This window comes from Anaerococcus sp. HMSC068A02 (assembly GCF_001811125.1).
GTDB classification, from domain to species: domain Bacteria; phylum Bacillota; class Clostridia; order Tissierellales; family Peptoniphilaceae; genus Anaerococcus; species Anaerococcus vaginalis_C.
Genome location: NZ_KV803774.1, coordinates 96,238 through 119,024, shown reverse-complemented (window position 1 = coordinate 119,024; position 22,787 = coordinate 96,238). Strand labels below are relative to the sequence as shown.

The window sequence follows — 22,787 nt, the reverse complement described above, 5'->3', positions numbered from 1 at the left end:
TAAAATTTTTTTCAATTTTCTAAATCTTTGGCAAGGCTGAATATTTCAGCTTGAATTTTAATTTTTTCCCTTTTTATTTTTTCAATTTCCTCATTTTGTTTTTTTGAAATTAAAATCGACTGAACAAAATTTGAAATAATAAAAGCTCCAACAAAAACTATAATTTTTGTAGGCGTTTTTGTCTTAGCCAAAGATATAATTAATAAAAAAATCAAAGAAAAAAATAAAGATTTAAGAAAAAATGAAAAAAATGAATTTTTCTTTTTTATTTTTTCCAAATTCTCATCTAGATCTTGGAGTTTTTTCCTTAATTCCATAATATTTTTTAAATTTTTCTCATTCATAACATCACCAAAATAATTGTACCCCAATTCCTAGTATTTTACTTTGATTTTTAATTTCTCTTATAGTAAAATAAATTTTAGACATAAAGGAGGGTTTTTATGGCTTTAGAAGATAGAAAAAAAGAGAAGGTGGAAATCACACACGATATGTTAATCGGTGATATAATCCAAGCAAAACCAGAATCAATTAACACTTTCCTTTCAATAGGAATGGGTTGTATTGCTTGTCCTTCATCTTTGTACGAAACCTTAGATGAAGCTTGTATGGTTCACGGAATTGATCCAGATTTCTTGCTTGAAAAATTAAATAAATAAAAAAAAAGACTTTTGCATATTTTTTTGCAAAAGTCTTTTTTGTTTTTTAATTTTTTTCAAAATATTTTTCCCACTTATTATCATAAGTCCAAAAATAATTTCCTTTTTTTTCTGAATCTTTGTACTTATCAAAATCATTTAAAATTTTCCTATAAGTTTTGCTCATTATAATCAGTGCCAAAATATTTGGAATAACCATCAATGCATTTGCTGTATCAGCAACCGACCAAGCAAATTTCAACCCGCCGATTGAGCCTAGATAGCAAAAAATAATATAAATATATTTGAAAAAATCAGAAAGTTTACTTGAGCCTGTCAAATATTTTACACATCTTTGCCCATAATAGCACCAAGAAACTGCCGTTGTAAAAGCAAATAACACTAAAGCCAAAGAAACCAAATATTTTCCCCAAAAAATTGACTTTGAAAATGATTCAGCCGTAAGGGCAGCACCTTCAAGGCCTTGTGTTTTATAAATTCCACTTGTAATAATTACAAGGGCAGTCATGGTACAAATTATCATTGAAGAGATAAAAACTTCAATCGCTCCCCACATTCCTTGTCTAATTGGATGGTCGGTATGACTTGTTGCATGAGCCATGGGTGCTGTGCCAAGACCTGCTTCATTTGAAAAAATCCCTCTAGCAAGCCCCCACCTAATAGAAATTAAAATCCCAGAGCCTGTTGCTCCTCCTGCAAAAGCTTTTGGATTAAAAGCTCCAATAATAATTTCTTTAAAAGCTGGAATTAAATTTTCAATTTGCAAAATAAGAATCAAAATACAAGCTACAATATAAAAAACTGACATTATAGGCACAATTTTTGATGCAAAAGCTCCAATTCTTTTTATCCCACCAACAAGAACCAAAAGCATAAAAATAACAATCAAAATTCCACCAAGGTGCAAATTTAAACCTGTCATAGCATTTAAAGATTCAGAAATAGAATTTGATTGAACCAAAGCTCCTGTTCCAATAATCGCAATAAAAGCAAAAAACGAAAAAATTTTCGCCAAAAATTTTGACCCAGTTCCCTTTTCGATATAATACATTGGTCCGCCAATATATTTTCCATCATCATCTGAAACTCTTGTAGCAACAGCCATAGTAACTTCAACCATTTTTGTTGTCATACAAATAAAACTTGCAATCCACATCCAAAAAATCGCCCCAGCGCCACCAAATCCAATTGCTGTTGCAACTCCTACAATATTCCCAGCTCCAATTGTTCCAGCAAGAGCTGTCGAAACCGCCTCAAAAGGAGAAATAGAATTTTCATCAGATTTCGAATCCTTAACAAGTCTTCCAAAAGTATTTTTAAAAATATAAGAAAAATTTTTAAAAACCCAAAAATTTGACCTATAATTTAAAACTATTCCTCCAAAAATCAAGACGATAATCATAGGATAACCCCACAAAAAATCGCCCAACTTAGCATTTAATTTTATAATTTCCAAAACGGACTAACCTCTTTCTAATTAATATAAGTTTATTCTTATTATTATAAAGGTTTTTTAAAAAAATAAAATAATAATTTATATTTTTTCCATTAAAAAAATTTTTATCCTATAAAAAATCAAAAATTTTTCCTTAATTTAAATTGTCTACGCTCTAAATCAAATTTGCGCTAGACTTCTTGCAAAATTTTTATTATACGTGCTCATAACTTTATCAAAAAATAAGCCTACAAAAATATTTATACCAGCTGTTGGAAGAACTAGGCTTACAAACATTAATTTTATACCAAATCCTTCTGGCAAAGCTCCTGTTATATTCATCAAAAATAAAAATACAAGTCCAGATACTGCTGTTCCAAGAAAATATAGGCTCCCAATCGAAAAAATATTTTCCATTTTTATTTTTTCTAAAAATTTTACAGCAAAATATACAAATAAGGATGAAATAATTTTATCTATAATATTTGGCACAAAACCACCTGGCGCACTTGTTGTAATTCCTGCCAAAATTCCACCAGCAAGACCTACTGCAAGTGACATTTTTAAATCCTTATTTAAAATAATAATTGTAAAGACACACACCAACATAAAATCAGGTTTTACCATGCCCACAAAGCCTGGTATTAAATGAAGTATTGTTCCTATTGCAAGTAAAATTGACGCTTGAGTTATAGTTTTTGTTTTCATAATTTTCTCCTTTAAATTTTTTAAAATTTTCCAATAAAAAAACCACTTGCTCCAAAGGAGCAAATGGTTGAATTCGCGGTGCCATCCTTTTTATGTAAAATAAATTTCAATAAATTAATAAATCTTACATATCTTTATTCTGATACTAATTTAAAATAATTTCATATCATATCCCTATAACGTGGGAAGACGGCCTCGGGTACTTTTTTCACCTTAGCACTCTCAGATCCATTCAGTTTTACTTCTTTGCTTGTTTCCACCACACACAAGCTCTCTATAAAAGATTTATAAAACTTACTTACTTCTGATCAAAGTTTTATTATTTTAACTTATAAGTTATTTTGATTATATATTGAATTTATATTTTTGTCAAATGCTTTGTTAAAGTCAATATAAGCTCCCATAAATTCAAAATCTCTAGTATTTTCATATAAAAAATCCAAAAGACTCCTAATTCTTTTCTCTTTAATAGAGCCTTCAAAGTCAAAATAAAATACAAATTCAAAATCAGAACCAGGAATTGGAGAAGATTCAAGCTTAGTCATATTTACACCCAAAATTTTAAATTTTTCTACAATATTAATAAGAGAACCCGGCTTATCAAAAGCTTTTAGCCTTACAGAAATTTTATTTGCCTTTTCATAAATTTTTAAATTTTTAGACACTATAATAAATCTCGTATAATTATTTGATTCATTTTGAATATTTTCGTCAATTATTTTTAATTTATAAACCTTAGCACAAAATTTTGAGCCAATAGCTCCAAGTTTTTTATCATTTTTCTCTTTTATATATTTGCTCGCAAGTGCCGTATTATAATATTCTTTTTGAATAAAACCGTGTTTATTTATATATTTTCCACATTGGCCAAGAGCTTGCGGATGAGAATAAACTGTTTTTATATCAGAAAGTTTTGCATCTAAATTTCCCAACAAATAATGATTTATATCTAGCTTATAATTTCCAATTATAAAAAAATTTCTTTCAAGCATTAGATTATAAACTTCTTTTACAGAGCCAAAAGATGAATTTTCTAAAGGCAAAATTCCAAAATCACATATATTTTCATCTATTGCATCAAGAATTTGGTCAAATTTTTTGTAATAATTTATTTTACCTTTGGGAAAAATAATAAGGGAAACTTGATCGGCATAAGAGCCTTTTGCCCATCCTACACCAATTTTTCCTTCTTTAGGAAAAATTTCTCTTATAAATTTATCTTGTAAATATTTAGAAAATTTTCCATCACAAAGGCTCATCATATAATCTTTATATTTTTCTTTTACAAATTTATCAAGATTTTCCAAATCTTCTTTTTTATAATTTTCTTTTTCTAAATTTTTAATAATTTTTTCATTCATTTAACAAGTCCAATAAGGTTAAAGCCAAAATAGATTCTCCAATAGGAGGAGTTCTAAGGGCAAGGCATGGATCGTGTCGTCCTTTAATTTGCAATATTTTTTCTTTTTTTTCTTTTATAGAAAATGATTTTTGGCAAATAGAAATTGACGGAGTTGGTTTGAAAATTAAATCAAAAACTACAGGCATACCATTTGTAATTCCTCCAACAACTCCACCAGAATTATTTGTTATAGTTTTTACCTGTCCATTTTTAATTTCAAATTGGTCGTTGTGCTGAGAACCTTTCATTTTCATTGCATCAAGTCCCGAACCAAAAGAAACTGCCCTAAGAGCAGGAATCCCATAAGAAAGATAGGAAATTTTTGCCTCAAAAGAATCAAAGAGAGGATCTCCAAGTCCTTTTGGAATATTTTCCCCAAAAACTTGGCAAATTCCCCCAATAGAATCTCCATCTTTTTTTACTTCTTCTAAAAGATTTCTAATTTCTTTTTCTTTTTTTTCGTCCAAAACAGGGATTTCTTTTTGAGAAATTTTTTCCAATTCATCCATAGGAGGATTTGCCAAATCAATATTTTCATCTTCAATTCCTCCAATATTTTTAATCCTTGATGAAATTTTTATATCTTTTTCTTCTAAAATTTGCTTGGCAATTCCTCCTGCAAGACAAAATGGCGCAGTTAATCTTCCAGAAAAAGGTCCTCCCCCATTCATATCCATATCATTTCCATATTTTATAAAACTTGTATAATCAGCATGAGATGGCCTTGGAATATCATTTAAATTTTCATAATCTTTGGATTTGTAATTCTCATTTTTTATTATTGCTGTTATGGTTTTTGAAATTATTTTATTATCCCTTACTCCAGAAATAAAATCTATCTTGTCACTTTCTTTTCTTTTTGTTGTAAATTTTGATTTTCCTGGAGCTCTTCTTTGCATAAATTGATCTAGTTTTTCCATGTCAATTTCAAAACCAATTTCCATATTATCCATAACTACGCCCATATATTCTTGGTGGCTTGAGCCAAATATGGTTATTTTTAAATTTTTGCCAAAGCTTTGACTCATTTTAAATTTCCTTTCTTAAATCATGGATTTTTTTTGTAGCCTTTACTATTTTGTCAAAATCATCTGGAACTACGCATTGAGCTCCATCAGAAAATGCTTTTGCAGGGTTTTCGTGAACTTCTATCATAAGTCCATCCGCCCCAACTGCCGTTGCACTAAGAGATAAATCTTTTACATATCTTGCAATTCCCGCCGCATGAGATGGATCGATTATTATTGGAAGATGAGTTTTTTCATGCAAAAATGGAACAGCTGTGACGTCCAAAGTATTTCTTGTTGCTGTTTCAAAAGTCCTAATTCCTCTTTCACAAAGAATAACTTTTGTATTTCCCCTGCTCATAATATATTCTGCTGCCATCAATAATTCTTCATAAGTTGCTGCTAAACCTCTTTTTAATAAAATTGGTTTATCAACTTCTCCAAGCGCTTTTAATAAATCAAAATTTTGCATATTTCTTGCTCCAACTTGAAGAATATCTACATTATCAAAATATTTTAATTGGTTAATTTCCATAATTTCTGAAACGAGGGCAAGGCCTGTTTCTTCTTTTGCTTTTAAAAGATAATCAATAGCTTTTTTGCCATAACCTTGAAAAGAATATGGACTTGTTCTTGGCTTAAAAGCTCCTCCTCTTAAAATTGTTGCGCCAGATTTTTTGATTTTTTTTGCAATTGATACAATTTGTTCTTCGCTTTCGACTGAACATGGTCCTGCCATATAAACAAAAGAGCCACCACCGATTTTTGTTCCATTTTCGAGAGTAATTATTGTATCTTCTGGGTGAAATTTTCTGTTTGCTTTTTTATAAGGCTCTTGGATTCTTATTACATCATCAACAACACTTTTTGATTTCATATCATCTTTTGAAACCTTGGAAGTATCTCCCAAAAGCCCCAAGATAGTCGTTTTAAAACCAACTGCCTTACTTACTTTAAGCCCCATATCTTCAATTTCTTTTATAAGATCTTGTACTTCTTTTTCATTTGCACCATTTTTTAATTTAATAATCATTTTCTTCTCCTAATAAAATCTCTTTTTTCTTTTAATATTTTCATATAAGAAAAATTTTTTATGTAATTTTTTAAGCTAATTTATTATTTCAAAATAAAAAAGCTTCCTGGCTATTACCAAGAAGCTAAAATTCAAAAAAACTTAAAATGTTTTAAAATTTTGCACATGATAAATAGCCTTACTTTTGTCAAAAGTAAAGTTAAAAAAGTAAAAGCTAGTTTGTGCAAAATTTAAGTTTTTCATTATTTTCTCCTGTTTTCTAAATTTTCTATATTATAGCATAGAAATTTTTTTCAGTAAAGTTTAATTATTGTGGGAATTCATAATAGCTTCAGTTATTTTTGGTATAACTTGTTTTTTTCTAGATAAAACACCAGGAGCTGAAATTGTTCCATTGTTTACCTTATTTCCAAAAACTTTTTCTATATCATCAAGATAGTTTCCCACGACTAATAATTCAGATTTTTTATTGAAAATATCTGTAAGGACAAGGACAAAGGTGTTTTCTCCCTTAGCATTTAATCTATCTTTCATAAGAGCAATTAATTTATCTTTTATAGGATTTAACTCTTCTGGATTCATTGTCATAACTTGTCCAACTCTAATTTTGTCATCTCCAATTGTAAATGCTTTTACATCTCCATCAATTAAATCTTCTGGCGATTTATTTTTAAGACTTGTTCCAGCCTTAAACATCTTCATAGCAAAATCTTCTGGATTAATATCTGCAATTTTTGTAAGTCTATTTAAAACTCTTTTGTCAGTTTCTGTTGTTGTTGGAGATCTAAATAATAGAGTATCGGAAATTATTGCTGCTGAAAGAATTCCTGCAATTTCTTTTGTAGGTCTTATTCCTGATTCAAAAAACATTTTTGCAACTATGGTTGCAGTTGAACCCACAGGCTCTGCCCTAAAAAATAAGGGTTGATTTGTTACAACATTAGCTACTCTGTGGTGGTCAATTATTTCAATTATTTCTGCATAATCAATATCATCAACTGATTGGTTTCTTTCGTTGTGGTCAACCAAAATTAATTTTTTCTTCTCATCAGAAATCAAATGGTATCTTGAAATTGCCCCAAGAACTCTTCCTCTTGCATCAACAATTGGATAAGATCTAAATCTAGTTTTTCCCATAACTTCACGAACTGTATCAACTGTATCTTCTGGAGAAAAATAAACTAAATTTTCTGTGCTCATAACATTTGCAATCGGAACTGCCATTGGCAAAAGTCTTGCTGTCATAAAGGTATCATATTCTGTTGAAATAATTGTAATATTATTTTTTTCAGCCTCTTTTTTTAGCTCCTCTTTCATATCAGAGCCATTGGTTAAAATAATTAAAGAAATATTTTTATTTATCAAATACTCTTGAGCTTCAAGCCTATTTCCTGTTATAACCAAATCTCCATCTCCAACCAAAGAAGTTTCTGGTGAATCTTTTTCATTCATGGCATAAACCATCATTTTACCTGTAAAATCTCTAGGATTTTTTGGATTTACCATAAGCTTTGCAGATAAAATATCCACTATATTTTCTATTGGCGTGTGAGTTCTTCCAATAATTCTATCATCCCAAACTTCCATATAAGAATGGGTCAAATTTGAAAGGGATGCAACTCCAATTAATCTTTCCTTATCATCTACTACAAAAAGAGAATTCAATTTATTTTCTTGAATTATTGACCAAGCATTTCTAATTGGAAGAGATTCATCAACATTATAAGAATTGTCATAGTCAATATCTTTTATTTGAAGTTTCATAGAATCCTTGTGAAGAGGAGCCTTAACTCCAAAATAATCAAGAACAAATTGAGTTTCTTGATTTACATGACCAAGTCTAATCGGAATTGCCTCGCTATCTCCCAACCTATTTTTTAGATTTGCATAAGCAAGGGCTGAGCAAATAGAATCAGTATCCGGATTTTTGTGGCCTGTAATATAAACTGTTTGTTTCATAGTACCTCTAACTTTCGCTATCAAATTTAACTCTAAGTAAATTTATCTTGTAACGTTCAACCTTCTCACAAATCAAAGTAACATCATCAACCTTTACAATATCTCCAGTTTTAGGAAGTCGGTTAAGGTAATCAATTACCAAACCTCCAACCGAATCATTTTTAACTTCTTTAATATCTCTATTAAAATAATCATTAAAATCATTTATGTGCATACTTGCATCAACTATAAATTCATTATCAGAAACCTTGTAGACTTTTTCATCATCAGGATCATATTCATCGTAAATATCTCCAACAAGCTCCTCAATTATATCTTCAATCGAAACAAGCCCTTCCGTTCCGCCGTATTCATCAACAACAATGGCAAGGGACACATTCATTTTTTTCATTGATTTAAAAAGATCAATTATATTCATATTTTCATAAGCATAGTAAGTTTGCCTTAGCATATCTTTAAGCCTTGGCTCTCTGCCCTCAGCAACAAAAGTAACAATATCTTTCATGTGCAAAACGCCCACAATATTATCAATACTTTCGCCATAAACAGGAATTCTTGAATGCTTAGATTCAATTAAAAATTTATCCAATTCTTCCTTAGTCGCATCAATAGCTATTGCCTCCATATTAGTTCTTGGAGTCATAATATCAGATGCAAAAGAGCCAGCAAAATCAAAAACATTATTTATAATTTCGCTTTCTTCATTATTAATAACACCTTGCTCTTCCCCAACATCTACAATAGTTTTCAAATCTTCTTCTGTAACCTTATCAGAATTATCAGCCCCATCAGATAATTTTTTTGTAAGATATTTTGTAAATAATCCCAATAAAAATACCGTAGGCTTTAAAATTATAGAAACAATATAAATAGCTTTTGAAAATCTAAGAGCTATTTTTTCGCTATTAATTTGAGCTGCAAGCTTTGGAGTAATTTCTCCAAAAATTAAAACTGTTATAGTTACAACAACTGTAGAAATAAAAGCACCAGCAGCTCCAAAAATATCAGTAAAAAATAATGCAGCTATGGTAGTAGTAACAATATTTACAATATTATTTCCAACAAGAATTGTTGTAATTGTGTTTTGGCTATCATCAACGAGTTTTCTAAGCAATGATGCGTTTTTTACATTTTTTTCTTCAAGTTGCCTTAATTTAAATTTGTTTACAGAAGTAATAGCAGTTTCTGAAGATGAAAAAAATGCAGAAAGCAAAATCCCCAAAATCATTACAAATAACTCAATTATATTTTTTGTCGTCAAAACTTCCTCCTTGAATACATTATATGAGAAATTTATAAAAAAATAAAGTGATTAATTAAAGTAATTATGATATAATATGCTCGAAAAAAAAAGGAGGAATTATGGAAAAAAATTCGAACGAATCACTTGCCGAAAAAATTTTCAGATTAAAAGAGAAAAAAACAAATGTAAAAACTGAAATTATGGCGGGAATTACAACATTTATGACTATGTCATATATTTTGGCAGTAAATCCACAAATTTTGGGAGATGCCGGAATGGATAAGGGCGCAGTATTTACTGCAACAATAATTGCATCAATAATTGCAATTTTAATTATGGCACTTTATGCAAATCTTCCATTTGCCCTTGCACCTGGAATGGGATTAAACGCATTTTTTACCTACACAGTTGTAATGACTATGGGAAAAAGTTGGGAATTTGCTCTAGCAGCTGTTTTTATTGAAGGAATTATCTTTGTATTTTTAACATTTTTTAATGTACGTGAAGCAATTTTTAATGCCATTCCAAGAAGTTTGAAAACTGCAGTATCAGTAGGAATAGGATTATTTATTGCTCTAATTGGTTTATTAAATTCTACTGTAATTGTAAAAAATGATGTTGGACTTGGACTTGGAAATTTAGTTAGTAAAGAAAGTTTTATATTTTTTATGGGACTTTTGATTATGGCAGTTTTAACAGCAAGAAAAACAAAAGGAGCCTTGTTAATAGGAATCGTAATTTCTACAATTATTGCCATATTTACAGGAGTAAGCAAGCTCCCAGAAGGCGGAATTATTCAATTGCCACCATCACTTAGTCCAATTGCTTTCAAATTAGATTTTTCATCAATATTTTCACTAGAAATGTTTTCTGTTGTATTCGCATTTTTATTTGTAGATTTATTTGATACAATAGGAACACTTACAGGAGTTGCAACAAAAGCAAAAATGTTAGATGAAAATGGACAGTTGCCTAATGCTGGACGTGCACTTTTTGCAGATAGTATTGGTACAACTCTTGGAGCACTTTTGGGAACATCAACTGTAACAACATTTGTAGAAAGTGCAACAGGAGTTGCAGAAGGTGGAAGAACAGGACTAACTGCCTTGTCAACAGGATTTTGTTTTTTCCTATCAATATTTTTCTATCCATTAATCACAATAATTCCAGCTCAAGCAACAGCAGCTGCTCTTGTAATGGTAGGATTATTTATGATAGATTCAATTGTTGATATAAATTTTGGAGATTTCACAGAATCATTCCCAGCCTTTATGACAATAATAATGATGCCATTTGCTTATTCAATAGCAGAAGGAATCGCCTTTGGAATGATTTCATACGCAAGCGTAAAATTACTTACAGGAAAAGGAAAAGAAGTTTCCCCATTAGTTTATGTGCTTGCCTTAGTATTTTTACTAAGATATTTACTTCCATTATTTTCGTAAATAAGCAAACAAAAATTCCCCATTAATTTTGGGGAATTTTTAAATTAAGATAAAATATTTTACATCTTATCTTCAACTGATTTTATTTTTTGGTCAAGACTTGCTTTTTTGTCGCGTCTGTCGTCTATTTTTATTACTGAGTAAACCCTATCTGCTCCATTTTTAAAAACTGATTCTTGACAAGCTCTGATTGCTTCAAAAGCTTTATCTATATCTCCATGAATTACTGTTCCCATTGGATTTAATCTTACTTCCAAATCTTCGTATTCTTTCAAAACTTTTTCGCATCCTGCTACATATTTTGAAACTGAAGTTTCTTTTGTTCCTATTGGTACTACTGTTAATTCTATAACTGCCATAATATCCTCCTAATATTTTTTATTGTAAAAATCTTCAAATATTTTTATAGCTTCTATGTGATCATCTACTCCACCAAGCTCTCTTATTGAGTGCATAGCAAGAATTGGTGTGCCGACATCAATTGATTTTATTCCGGATTTCGCAGAAACAATTGGACCAATTGTAGAGCCACCGACCTTGTCAGATCTGTTGTGAAAAGTTTGAACCTTTGCCCCAACATTTTTTGCATGTTTTAAAAATCTCGCCCTAGTTTCTACATTTGTTGTATAAGCACCATTAGAAGCTACCTTTATTCCTATACCCATATTTATTCTTGTATTATTAGTTTCGTCATATAAATTACTATAATTTGGATGAATCGAATGAGAAAGGTCCGCTGAAATTAAATATGAATTTGCAAGGGCAATAAAATAATCTTCCCTATCATAACCCAAATTCATTACGATTCTTTCCATAATTTCATCCAAAAATGGAGAAGATGCTCCTGTCCTTGTCCCTGATCCAATTTCTTCATTGTCATTTAATACGCACATATTAAATTTTTTATTTTCACTATTAATTAAAGCTGCTAGTGATTGGTGAACACTTGCAAGATTATCAAGTCTTCCAATATGAATAAATTCATCATCACTTCCCATAATAGATCCTTTTTGCCTATCATAAAGTGCCAAATCAAAATCTATTATTTTTTCTTCATCTACTCCAATTTCTTTTGCCAATAATTTTTGCAAAAATCCTTCTTTTTTAAAATCATCTTTGATTGTTTTTATAATTGGAGAAAGTTCATCCTGCATATTATATTTGTAACCTGAATTTAATTCTCTATTTATATGGATAGCACAATTTGCTATTGTCAAAAGATCTTTGTCAATTTTTAAAAGCTTCGTTTTAAATTCTCCATTTTCTTCATAAACAACTTTTCCCGCAAGGGACAAGTCCCTATCAAACCAAGAAGATACAATCATTCCACCATATCCTTCAACATTAAATTTCAAAAATCCATTTGAAGTCATTTCTGGATTTGATTTTATTTTAAAAGTTGGAGAATCTGTGTGAGAACCAATAATATCAAACCCCTTTCTTGGATCATCTCCCACACTAAAAGCAATTAAAGCTGTATCGTCACGGCTTACAAAATATTTTCCGCCTTTTTCTAGTTTCCATTTTTCATTTTCATTTAGTTTTTTAAAACCATTTTTTTCTAAACGATCAATAGAATTTTTGACAGCAAAATAATTTATTGGACTTTGGTCAATAAATTCTATTAAGTCATTGATTATTTCATTTCTATTCATATAATATATATTACCCTATAGATTGCTTTATAAAAGTGATTTTTGACTTTTTGTTAAACTTTGCTTTATAATAATAAAAAGAGTACGGAGGTAAATGTTTATAATGAAAAAATTAGAAGAAGTAATATTAAGCCATGGCAAGGTTCTTGGCAAAGATATTTTAAAAGTCGATTCTTTTCTAAATCATCAAATAAAACCAAAATTAATAAAGGAAATGGGAGAAGAATTTGCTGAACATTTTAAAGACAAAAATATAAATAAAATTTTGACAGTTGAATCATCAGGAATCGCCCCAGCAGTTATCACAGGTCTTGTCCTTGATTGCGATGTAGTTTTTGCAAGAAAACAAAAATCACTTACAACCGATGATAATACATTTTCTTCAACTTGCTATTCTTATACAAAAGAAGAAATGAAAAGACTTATTGTAAGCAAGGATTATTTACACGAAAATGAAAATGTCTTATTGATAGATGATTTTTTGGCAAATGGTCAAGCTGCAAAAGCTATGGTTGCAATTTGTAAACAAGCAGGTGCAAATGTGGCTGGTATTGGAATAGTTATAGAAAAATCCTACCAAGACGGAAGAAAACTTCTTGATGATATGGGCATAGATGTTTACTCTCTTGCAAGAATTTCTCACATGGACGGAAAAGAAATAGAATTTATAGATTAATCTAAGATGGCTTTTGCCATCTTTTTTATTTTAAAATTTCAAAATAAAAAATCCCACTTGCGTGAGATTTTAAAATTTAAATTTATGAATTTACTATTACTTCAACTTGTTCTAATAAAACATTTTTATTATGAGAAGTTATTGATGAATAGGCAAAAATCAATCCTTCATCATCAATATTTAAAGTTTTCATTATTTCTTTTATGTGTTTTTTTAAGTGTGTTTTAGGAATTTTATCGTATTTTGTTGCTATAACAAATCCTGTAAAGCCAGAATCTATTATCCAATCATACATTTCTTTATCTTGTTTTGTTGGAGCGTGCCTTATATCTACCAAAAGAAAAACTTCTTTTAAATTTTCTCTTTCATATAAATATTGGTGAATTAAATTATTCCATTTTTCTTTTTCTTTTTTTGAAACTTTGGCGTAGCCGTAGCCTGGAAGATCGACTAGCCTAAATTTATCATTTATTTTATAAAAATTTATGGTTTTAGTCTTGCCCGGTTTTGATGAAGTTTTGGCAAGATTTTTTTTGTCCAAAAATGAATTTATAAATGAAGATTTTCCTACATTACTTCTTCCTGCAAAGGCAATTTCTTCAAAATTATCATTTGGAAATTGGGAGGGAAATCCTGCAACTTGATCTAAATTTACTGATTTTATTTTCATAGCAAGGCTTCCTTTAAAACTTCTGAAACTTTTGATACTTTTATAAAGTTTATTTTTTCCCTAACTTCCTTGTCAATATCTTCAATATCTTTTTCATTTTCTTTTGGAATAATTACATTTTTTATATCATAAGCGTAAGCTGCAAGAGCCTTTTCTTTAAGTCCACCAATTGGCAAAACTTCTCCTGTGATTGTAACTTCGCCTGTCATTGCAAGGTCAGATCTTACTTTTTTTCCTGTAAGAGCTGATGCAATTGCAGTTGTCATGGTAATTCCTGCTGATGGGCCATCTTTTGGAGTAGCTCCTTCTGGAACGTGAACGTGAATGTCTTTATTTTTATAAAAATCTGGATCAATACCTAAATCTTTTGAATTTTTTCTCAAATATGAAATTGCCGCTTGAGCAGATTCTTTCATAACATCTCCCAAACTTCCTGTAAATAAATTTGCCCCTTTGCCGTCCATGGCATTTACTTCAATTGTTAAAATTGTTCCGCCAACTTGAGTCCAAGCAAGCCCATTTGCAATTCCAATTTTATCTTCTTTAAGTCTTTGGTCTTCAAAAAATCTTTCTTTACCAAGATACTTTTCATAATTTCTCATAGAAACATTGACTTTCTCTTTGCCTTCAAGAATTTCTTTTACAGCACGTCTTGCTATTTTTGCAATATTTCTTTCAAGTGACCTTACTCCTGCTTCTCTTGTGTAGGATTTTATGATTTTTTCTATAACCTTATCTGAAATATTCAAATCATCTTTACAAAGTCCGTTGTTTTCCATTTCTTTTTTAATCAAATATCTTTTGGCAATTTCTTCCTTTTCTCTTTGGGTGTAGCCAGAAATTTCTATAATTTCAAGCCTATCAAAAAGTGCTGGAGGAATATTTGAAATGTCGTTTGCTGTTGTTATAAAAAATACTTCTGATAAATCAAAACCTATATCAAGATAACGGTCAATAAATTTATCGTTTTGTTCAGGATCTAAAACTTCAAGTAAGGCTGATGAAGGATCTCCCCTAAAATCTGAACCTAACTTATCAATTTCATCTAGCAAAAATACAGGATTTTTTACTTTTATTCTTGATAAATTTGATAAAATTCTTCCAGCCATAGCTCCAACGTAAGTTCTTCTGTGACCTCTAATTTCTGATTCGTCAGTTACTCCACCAAGACGCATAGAAATAAATTTGCGATTTAAAGCTCTTGCGATTGATTTTGCAATAGAAGTTTTACCAACTCCTGGAGGGCCAGCAAGACAAATTATTGCAGCTTGATTATTTCCTTTTTTCTTTCTAACAGCAATTGATTCAAGAATTCTTTCCTTGACTTCCATAAGTCCATAATGGTCTTCATCCAAAACTTTTTTTGCATGAATTATATCCAAATTATCTTTTGATTTTTTTGACCAAGGAAGAGAGATTACAAAATCAAGATAAGAAGTTATAACTCCATAATCAGGGCTCATTTCAGGAATCATTTCAAGTCTATCAATACTTTTTAATAAAGTTTCCTTGTCTTCCTTGTCGATTTTTAATTTTTTAATTTTTTTCCTAAAGGCATCTGCCTCATTTAAATCTTTTCCTGTTAAATCATTTAATTCATTTTTAACAACATCAAGTTTTTCTCTAAGATAATATTCTTTTTGTCCCTTATTAATATTTTCTTGAACCTTAGAATCTATTTTTTTTGACAAATCTTTTAGCTCAATTTCTTTTTGAATTAGCCTATGAAGATTAATAAGTTTTTCTTCAATATCAAGCTCTTTTAAAATAGAATAATTTTCTTTTGGACTTAGAGGAAGATAATATGTTATCAAATTTGCAAGTTTATCAATATTTTCAATTTCTACCAAAGAAAAAGCAATTTCTGGTGGAATAGTATTATCCATTGAAACATAAGATCTAAAATCTTCAACCAACATTTTTTTCAAGGCTTCTATATTTTCGTTACTTTCAAAATTTTCTTCATCGAAAATATATTCTTTAACCTCTGCCTTAAAAAATCCATCTTCAATTTTTACATTCAAAACTTCGCCAACAGATTTTGCTTCAATCAAAACCCTAAGCTCTCCATTTTGCAAATTAAAAGTTTGTTTTATGCTTGCAATTGTTCCATAATCATAAATATCTTCTTTTTTTGGATTATCTTCTAGAATATCTTTTTGATTTACCAAAAAAATTTCAGATTCATTTAATAAAGCATCTTCTACAGCTTTTTTTGAAACCGCTCTTTGGCAATCAAAGTGGACTACTGTATCAGGAAAAGCCCACAAGCCCCTCACTGGGACCATCGGATATTCTTTTGTATCTATTTTATAGATAAAGCTCATTTTATCTCCTTGTAGTAAAAAGGGAGCCCAATGTCTCCCTTTTTTATTTGTATATTAATTTTTTCTTATCTTTTATAGCACCTTTTGATACAATAACTTCTTTTATATTTTCTTTTGAAGGAATCTCAAACATTACATCCAAAAGCAAATCTTCCAAAATTGTTCTAAGTCCTCTAGCACCTGTTTCTTGCTTGAAGGCTTTTTCGGCAATTTCTTTGACTGCTTCATCTTCAAAAGTTAATTTTACTCCATCAAGCTCAAATAATTTTTGATATTGTTTTAATAGAGAATTTTTTGGCTCTTGTAAAATTTTTACAAGACTATTTACATCCAAATCTTCAAGTGAAACAACTATAGGAACTCTTCCAATAAATTCTGGAATTAATCCAAATTTCAAAAGATCTTCAGTTGTAACGTCTGCCAAAGAAACTTCTTTATTTTCACTATCTTCTGAACCAAAACCAATTGATTTTTTGTTGGTTCTTTGTTTGATTATATCTTTAATTCCATCAAAGGCTCCACCAACAATAAACAAAATATTTGTTGTATCAACTTGGATATATTCTTGGCTTGGGTGTTTTCTTCCGCCTTGTGGAGGAACATTTGCAACAGTTCCTTCAATTAATTTTAAAAGTGCTTGTTGAACTCCTTCTCCACTAACATCACGAGTTATTGAAGGATTTTCACTTTTTCTAGTTATTTTATCTATTTCATCAATGTAGATTATTCCTGTTTGGGCAAGCTCAATATCATAATCAGCAGCTTGAACTAATTTCAAAATTATATTTTCTACATCTTCTCCAACATATCCTGCTTCAGTTAAACTTGTTGCATCTGCAATTGCAAATGGAACATTTAATTTCTTGGCAAGAGTTTGAGCAAGAAGAGTTTTTCCAGAACCTGTTGGTCCTAGCATCAAAATATTTGATTTTTGTAGCTCAACATCATCTTTGCTATCATAATTTGAATTTATTCTTTTGTAGTGATTATATACTGAAACTGATAGAGTTTTTTTTGCCATTTCTTGTTGGATTACATATTGATCCAAATAATCTTTTATCTCACTTGGTGTAGCAAGATCAATATCCATGTGGCTGTGTTCAACTAATTCTTCTCTTTGAATAATTGATGAGCAAAGCTCTATACATTCATTACAAATAAAAGCATCTGGTCCTGCAATTAATCTATCAACTTCATCAGCGCTTTTCCCACAAAAGGAACATCTGTTTTCTTCAAATTCCATTTTACCCATACTTATTCTATTACCTTGTCTATTAAGCCATATTCTTTTGCTTCATAAGCATCCATAGCAAAATCTCTGTCTGTATCTTTTTGAATTTTTTCAATACTTTGACCAGTATTATCTGCCAAAATTTTATTTAATCTTTTTTTCATTTTTAAAATTTGTTCAGCTTGGATTTGAATATCGCTTGCTTGACCTTGAGCTCCACCTGATGGTTGGTGGATTAAAATATTTGAATTTGGCAAAGAAAATCTCTTTCCCTTTGCTCCAGATGAAAGTAAAACTGCTCCCATTGATGCAGCTTGACCTATACAAATTGTAGATACATCTGGTTTTATATAATTCATTGTGTCATAGATTGCAAGTCCTGCTGTAACTACTCCACCTGGTGAATTTATATAAAATTGAATATCCTTGTTTGGATCTTGGCTTTCCAAAAATAAGAGTTGAGCAATAATTATATCACTTACTCCATCTTCAACAGGACCTGTTAGAAAAATAATCCTATCTTTTAATAATCTTGAGTAAATATCATAAGCACGCTCGCCCCTATTTGTTTGCTCTATAACTGTAGGAACTAAAAAGTTTTTTGCGTTCATAAAATCTCCTTATCTTTTTGGAGTTTATGATTACTAATCTTCTTTTTCGTCTTCTTTATTTTCTTCTTCTTTTTTAGCTGGAACTAATTTTACATTTTTTTCTAGAAGTTCTACAGCTTTTCTTCTTTTAACATTTTCTATAACTGTATCTCTAGAAACATTCTTTTCGAAGATTTCTTTGAATTTTTCGTAATCGTCTACTCCATATTGTTTAGCGGCATCTTTTATTTCATTTTCTATTTCTTCATCACTTACTTCAATATTTTCTTTCAAAGCAACTTCGTCCATTACAAGATTTGCTTTTACTTTATCTTCTGCAACAGCTCTATATTGATCTCTAATTGCAGACATGTCCATTTTTGTCATTTCAATATATTGTTGTAAAGAAATTCCCATTTGACGTAATCTTTGGTCAAGATTTTGCATTTCAAGATCAATTTCTTGGTTTACTAATGGATCTGGAGCATTTACTTCAGATTTTTCTACCAAAGCTTTGATTGCTTCATTTTGAATTTGACTTTTTACAAATTTTTCTTTATCTTCTTTAAGATTTTTCTTTGTATCTTCTTTTAATTCTTCTAATGTTTCAAATTCAGAAATATCTTTTGCAAATTCATCGTCAATTTTTGGAAGTTCTTTTCTTGAAATTGAATTGATTTCCACTTCAAATCTTGCGTCTTTTCCTTGGAATTCTTTTGCTTGATAATCTTCAGGGAAAGTTACATTAACGTCAAATTTATCTCCAACTTTGTGGCCTTCAACTTGTTTTTCAAAATCGCCAACAAATGATTTTGATCCAAGAACTAAATCATGATTTTCAGCTTTTCCACCTTCAAATCTTTCTCCATCAAGAAAACCATCAAAATCTATATTTACTGTATCTCCATCTTGAGCTTCGCCGTCTTCTATTGGAATAATTCTTGCATTTTCTTCTTGTTGATGTTTTAGTTCGTGTTCTACATCTTCATCTGTAACTTCTGTTGGAATTTCTGTAACTTCAAGTTCAGAATAATCTCCAAGTGTTGGATGTGGTTTTGTTTCAACTTCTACTTTAAATACAACGTCTTTTCCTTTTTCTATATCGTCAAAATCAACTGATGGTTGATCTATTACTTCAAGATTTAATTCATCAATTGCCTTGTTATAAGGTTCTGGGAAAACTTCTTGAATTGCTTCATCGTAGAATACTTCTACTCCATACATTTTTTCGATTATTCTTTTTGGAACTTTTCCTTTTCTAAATCCATCTACCCTATATCTAGACTTATTTTTTTTATAAACATTATTAACTGCTTTTTCAAAATCTTCAGCAGCTACTACTAAGTCAAATTTTGCTATATTATTTTCATGTGATTTTAATTCTGTCATCGTTTTGCCTCCTAAAACACTACATACTCATTAGTTTAATATACTACTTCTAATAATTTCTATCAAGATTATTGTATTTATTTTTTATATATTTAACAATTTCACTTTTTTTATTTTCTAATTTTTCATCCATTACCAAATTATAAACTTCATTTAAAATCTCTCCAAGCTTTTTTCCCTCTTTAAATCCCATTTCTATTAAATCATTTCCTGAAAAATCAATTTGATCTTTTTTTCTTGGAGTATTTGAATTTAAAATTTCTTCTAAGAGTTTTTTTGCATTTAAAATATTTTCTGTATTATCGTGAACTGTCGAAAGAACATCTGCTTTTTGCAAATCAAACAAATCGTAAATATTTTCATCTCCGACTTTTCTCAAAAGTTTTCTTACAGATTTTTTTGTGTATGTATTGGTATTATCCATGTGCCTTTCTACCAATAGCGAGGTGTTTTCAATAAATTTTTTGGGATATTTTAATTCCTTTAATCTATTTTTAATTATCTCTTTTGAGATTTCTTGGTGTCCAAAAAATCTCCCTTCGCCATTTTCATCTAGAAAAAATGTATCAATTTTTCCTGTATCGTGAAAAAGCCCTGCCATTCTTGTTTTTAAATTTGCTGGAGTCATATCCAATACTTTCATAGAATGTTCAAATAAATCAAATTTATGGTGGGAGGAATGTTGATTAAAGCCTATCATTTTTTTAACTTCTGGAAATATATATTCTAAAAGACCAAGCTTTTCTAATAATCTAATTCCTCTTGATGGATTTTTAGATAATAAAATTTTATCAATTTCATCTCTAATTCTTTCTTTTGATATTTCTTTTATATTATTTTTCTTATTTTTTATTGCATTTTTTAAATTTTCTTCAATTTTAAAATCCAAAACTGTAGCAAATCTTACTGCTCTTAAAGCTCTTAGATAATCTTCTTCAATTCTTTCGTAAGGATTGCCAACAGCTCTTATTATCTTATCCTTTAAATCTTTTTTCCCATCAAATAAATCTATTATCTTGCCATTTCTTTCTGCCATGGCATTTATGGTAAAATCTCTTCTTTTTAAATCTTCTTCAATTGTATTTGAAAAGGAAATTTTATCAGGATGCCTTTTGTCTTTATATACAGATTCAGCCCTAAAACTTGTAATTTCAAATTCTTCAGATTTATAAATAACCTTTATTGTTCCAAATTTTTTCCCTATATCTATTAATTTCATATCAGAAAAAATTTTCATTATTTGTTCTGGTCTAGCTCTTGTTGTTAAATCAATATCGTGGATTTTCTCTCCCAAAAGCTTATCCCTTAGTGCTCCGCCTACAAGATAAGTTTCATAACCAGAATCTTCAAGCCTTTTTACTAAATATTTATAGGACATTAATTTTTCTTTCCTAATTTCACATAGACATTTACAAAATAATCTCCCTCATTTAGCTCGACAGCTTGTGGGATTTCAAGCTCTACTCTTTGCTCAAATTCGTCGTTTTTCAAATTTGATAGGTCGATTTCTCTAGTTTTTATTGCACTTATTTTATCAACTATACTTTTTTCTCCCTTTACTATAACCTTGCTTGGAGAAATTTTACTTTCTTCAATTTGCATATTTTTTGGAAGATTATCGTAATTTAATTCTACGCCTACTTCCTTACTTTGGAGAACATCAAAAGAAATTGACACATCATTTTGTGACAAATCTACATTTTCTACAGTTTTTCCATTTTTATCTACAGGTTTTACTCCAATATCATGAATTTTCCCATCAAGATATTCTTCTTCATTAATATTTAGTACAATTTTATCAACCTTATCAACATAATTTCTAAGACCAGATACAGTAATTTTTTTGGTAGATTGCTCGCTTACATTAATAATTTTTGATTCTTTTAACCTATCAGAAATTTTTATATCTACAGTCAAATCCTTTTTTACAATTTTTTCCATTTTCAAATTAATATTTGACGGACTGACACTTTCGATCCTAATTCCTGACGGAACATCAACATTTACATTTAAAGTTTTTATTCCTTCTGTTGGAACGCCCAAATCTATGCTTGCAACCAAATCTTCTGCTGACAAAGATGCAAGATCTGATCTTGAACCTTCAACTTTTACATTTACACTTGCCACCTCATCTTTACCAACCAAGGCGTATCCATCTTTTTGCATTACTTCTTGATTTTTAATTGTTAAAGGAACATTTCTTATAGTTTTTGATAAAGAAGGATTTGTTGAAGTCATTACAAAAGCCCACATAATGACAGCGACAAGAATTGATAAAACAATCAATTTTCTGTCATTTTTATTATTCATTTTCAATCCTCCTTTTAAAATTTAATTTATTCTCATCATCTCTTAGCTCTTTCATAAGCCTATCTTTTAAAGACTCGTCATCAAAATATCTATTTATAACACCATTGCTTACTATAGAAATTGTTCCAGTTTCCTCGCTAACAACAACGACAAGGCAATCACTTTTTTCGCTAATTCCAATAGCTGCTCTGTGACGAGTGCCAAGTTCTTTTGACAAAGTATTATTTGTAGTTAATGGCAAATAACAAGCTGCCGCTTCAATCAAATCATCACGAATTATAACCGCTCCATCATGAAGAGGTGTGTTTGGAATAAAAATATTTATCAAAAGTTCGCTGGAAATTTCAGCAGAAAGATTGGTTCCACTTTCGATAATATCATTAAGTCCAACTTCTCTTTCAATTACAAGCAAAGCACCAATTTTTTGCCTAGACAAGGAGCTCATAGCAGAAACAATTTCATCAATAGATCTTTCATTCTTATTGTAAGAATCACTAACAAAAAAACTTCGTCCCCTACCAATTCTTTCCAATGCAGACCTTAATTCTGGTTGAAAAACTACAATTATAAATACCAAAGAAACAGTAAAAAATTGATTCATAAGCCATGAAACAGTATTTAATTTAAAAATATCAGCAATTGATGCAAAGATTAAAACAAAAATAAATCCCTTCATAACTTGTTCAGCTCTAGTATTTTTGAGAAGCTTTAACAATTTATATGCAATAAAAGCAATAAGCGTTATATCAATTATATCTGTAATCCTAATTAGCGATAAATACGCTACAAAATTATCTATGTAAGACATGTCTACCTCCTAAGTCTATTTATATTATATACTTTATTGTGAAAATTTGTAGAAATGAAAAGACTAAATTATTAAATTTAAATTTGATAATTTTTTTGTTGATTAAATTTACTGAAAAAAAATCACAAAAAAATACCAAGCTTTTAGCTTGGTGTTAGTTTTAATCTTGTTTTCAACTATTATCTTTTTTGTATTTAAATTTTATTCTTCGTTTTACTCCGCGGGGCATTAGTAGAAATT

The 22,787-nt window shown here is 29.7% G+C and carries 21 protein-coding genes and 1 other annotated feature; of the genes, 3 read left to right on the top strand and 18 right to left on the bottom strand.

Annotated features, from left to right (window positions below; genetic code table 11):
- Positions 1-11: 11 nt before the first annotated feature.
- A complete protein-coding gene (locus tag HMPREF2782_RS09100; protein ID WP_070642562.1) occupies positions 12-344 on the bottom strand; it encodes a hypothetical protein in 333 nt (110 codons plus the stop codon).
- Positions 345-443: 99 nt separating this feature from the next.
- Between HMPREF2782_RS09100 and HMPREF2782_RS09095 the strand changes: the two genes are divergently transcribed.
- Positions 444-659, top strand: coding sequence for a DUF1858 domain-containing protein (locus HMPREF2782_RS09095; RefSeq protein ID WP_004838081.1), 216 nt, complete (start codon positions 444-446; stop codon positions 657-659).
- 46 nt (positions 660-705) lie between these two features.
- Here HMPREF2782_RS09095 and HMPREF2782_RS09090 read toward each other — a convergent pair whose 3' ends face one another.
- From HMPREF2782_RS09090 to HMPREF2782_RS09060, 7 genes are all read right to left on the bottom strand, one after another.
- Positions 706-2,115 carry an alanine/glycine:cation symporter family protein gene (locus HMPREF2782_RS09090; protein WP_083304917.1) on the bottom strand — a complete coding sequence of 470 codons (1,410 nt, stop codon included), beginning with the start codon at positions 2,113-2,115 and terminating at the stop codon, positions 706-708.
- Positions 2,116-2,274: 159 nt separating this feature from the next.
- Complete coding sequence (locus HMPREF2782_RS09085) at positions 2,275-2,802, bottom strand: tryptophan transporter (RefSeq protein WP_070642559.1); 528 nt, start codon at positions 2,800-2,802, stop codon at positions 2,275-2,277.
- Between the two features lie 52 nt (positions 2,803-2,854).
- Positions 2,855-3,123 (bottom strand) — a binding site (T-box leader).
- An 8-nt stretch (positions 3,124-3,131) separates the two neighbouring features.
- The gene (locus HMPREF2782_RS09080) at positions 3,132-4,163 is read right to left on the bottom strand and encodes a prephenate dehydratase (protein ID WP_070642556.1); all 1,032 of its coding nucleotides are present in this window, start codon (positions 4,161-4,163) and stop codon (positions 3,132-3,134) included.
- Positions 4,156-5,232, bottom strand: coding sequence for a chorismate synthase (gene aroC / locus HMPREF2782_RS09075; protein WP_070642553.1), 1,077 nt, complete (start codon positions 5,230-5,232; stop codon positions 4,156-4,158). Before aroC ends, HMPREF2782_RS09080 begins: the two co-directional genes overlap by 8 nt.
- Before the next feature lies 1 nt (position 5,233).
- Complete coding sequence (gene aroF / locus HMPREF2782_RS09070) at positions 5,234-6,244, bottom strand: 3-deoxy-7-phosphoheptulonate synthase (protein ID WP_070642549.1); 1,011 nt, start codon at positions 6,242-6,244, stop codon at positions 5,234-5,236.
- A 303-nt stretch (positions 6,245-6,547) separates the two neighbouring features.
- Positions 6,548-8,203 carry a putative manganese-dependent inorganic diphosphatase gene (locus tag HMPREF2782_RS09065; RefSeq protein WP_070642547.1) on the bottom strand — a complete coding sequence of 552 codons (1,656 nt, stop codon included), beginning with the start codon at positions 8,201-8,203 and terminating at the stop codon, positions 6,548-6,550.
- Positions 8,204-8,210: 7 nt separating this feature from the next.
- Complete coding sequence (locus HMPREF2782_RS09060; RefSeq protein WP_070642543.1) at positions 8,211-9,464, bottom strand: hemolysin family protein; 1,254 nt, start codon at positions 9,462-9,464, stop codon at positions 8,211-8,213.
- A gap of 101 nt (positions 9,465-9,565) precedes the next feature.
- Here HMPREF2782_RS09060 and HMPREF2782_RS09055 point away from each other — a divergent pair, with 101 nt between their 5' ends.
- Positions 9,566-10,891: an NCS2 family permease gene (locus HMPREF2782_RS09055; RefSeq protein ID WP_070642541.1), complete on the top strand. Its 1,326-nt coding sequence runs from the start codon at positions 9,566-9,568 to the stop codon at positions 10,889-10,891.
- Positions 10,892-10,950: 59 nt separating this feature from the next.
- On the opposite strand, the gene HMPREF2782_RS09050 is transcribed toward HMPREF2782_RS09055, so the two are convergent.
- A complete protein-coding gene (locus HMPREF2782_RS09050; protein WP_070642538.1) occupies positions 10,951-11,250 on the bottom strand; it encodes an MTH1187 family thiamine-binding protein in 300 nt (99 codons plus the stop codon).
- A 9-nt stretch (positions 11,251-11,259) separates the two neighbouring features.
- Positions 11,260-12,546, bottom strand: coding sequence for a M18 family aminopeptidase (locus HMPREF2782_RS09045; protein ID WP_070642536.1), 1,287 nt, complete (start codon positions 12,544-12,546; stop codon positions 11,260-11,262).
- A gap of 103 nt (positions 12,547-12,649) precedes the next feature.
- Here HMPREF2782_RS09045 and HMPREF2782_RS09040 point away from each other — a divergent pair, with 103 nt between their 5' ends.
- Positions 12,650-13,222, top strand: coding sequence for a xanthine phosphoribosyltransferase (locus tag HMPREF2782_RS09040; RefSeq protein WP_026074055.1), 573 nt, complete (start codon positions 12,650-12,652; stop codon positions 13,220-13,222).
- Between the two features lie 82 nt (positions 13,223-13,304).
- On the opposite strand, the gene yihA is transcribed toward HMPREF2782_RS09040, so the two are convergent.
- The 8 genes from yihA to cdaA are packed head-to-tail and all read right to left on the bottom strand — an operon-like array spanning position 13,305 to position 22,547.
- The gene (yihA, locus tag HMPREF2782_RS09035; RefSeq protein WP_070642533.1) at positions 13,305-13,892 is read right to left on the bottom strand and encodes a ribosome biogenesis GTP-binding protein YihA/YsxC; all 588 of its coding nucleotides are present in this window, start codon (positions 13,890-13,892) and stop codon (positions 13,305-13,307) included.
- On the bottom strand, positions 13,889-16,219 hold the full coding sequence (gene lon / locus HMPREF2782_RS09030; protein WP_070642531.1) for an endopeptidase La: 2,331 nt from the start codon (positions 16,217-16,219) through the stop codon (positions 13,889-13,891). The genes yihA and lon overlap by 4 nt, the downstream gene beginning before the upstream one ends.
- A 43-nt stretch (positions 16,220-16,262) precedes the next feature.
- Positions 16,263-17,471, bottom strand: coding sequence for an ATP-dependent Clp protease ATP-binding subunit ClpX (gene clpX, locus HMPREF2782_RS09025; protein ID WP_070642528.1), 1,209 nt, complete (start codon positions 17,469-17,471; stop codon positions 16,263-16,265).
- Between the two features lie 2 nt (positions 17,472-17,473).
- Positions 17,474-18,061: an ATP-dependent Clp endopeptidase proteolytic subunit ClpP gene (gene clpP / locus HMPREF2782_RS09020; protein ID WP_004838066.1), complete on the bottom strand. Its 588-nt coding sequence runs from the start codon at positions 18,059-18,061 to the stop codon at positions 17,474-17,476.
- Between the two features lie 33 nt (positions 18,062-18,094).
- On the bottom strand, positions 18,095-19,429 hold the full coding sequence (tig, locus tag HMPREF2782_RS09015; protein WP_070642525.1) for a trigger factor: 1,335 nt from the start codon (positions 19,427-19,429) through the stop codon (positions 18,095-18,097).
- Between the two features lie 49 nt (positions 19,430-19,478).
- Entirely contained in the window at positions 19,479-20,807 is a 1,329-nt protein-coding gene (locus HMPREF2782_RS09010; RefSeq protein ID WP_070642523.1) for a CCA tRNA nucleotidyltransferase, read from the bottom strand.
- Positions 20,807-21,739 carry a CdaR family protein gene (locus HMPREF2782_RS09005; protein WP_070642520.1) on the bottom strand — a complete coding sequence of 311 codons (933 nt, stop codon included), beginning with the start codon at positions 21,737-21,739 and terminating at the stop codon, positions 20,807-20,809. Before HMPREF2782_RS09005 ends, HMPREF2782_RS09010 begins: the two co-directional genes overlap by 1 nt.
- Complete coding sequence (cdaA, locus tag HMPREF2782_RS09000) at positions 21,732-22,547, bottom strand: diadenylate cyclase CdaA (RefSeq protein ID WP_070642517.1); 816 nt, start codon at positions 22,545-22,547, stop codon at positions 21,732-21,734. The genes HMPREF2782_RS09005 and cdaA overlap by 8 nt, the downstream gene beginning before the upstream one ends.
- Positions 22,548-22,787: the final 240 nt, after the last annotated feature.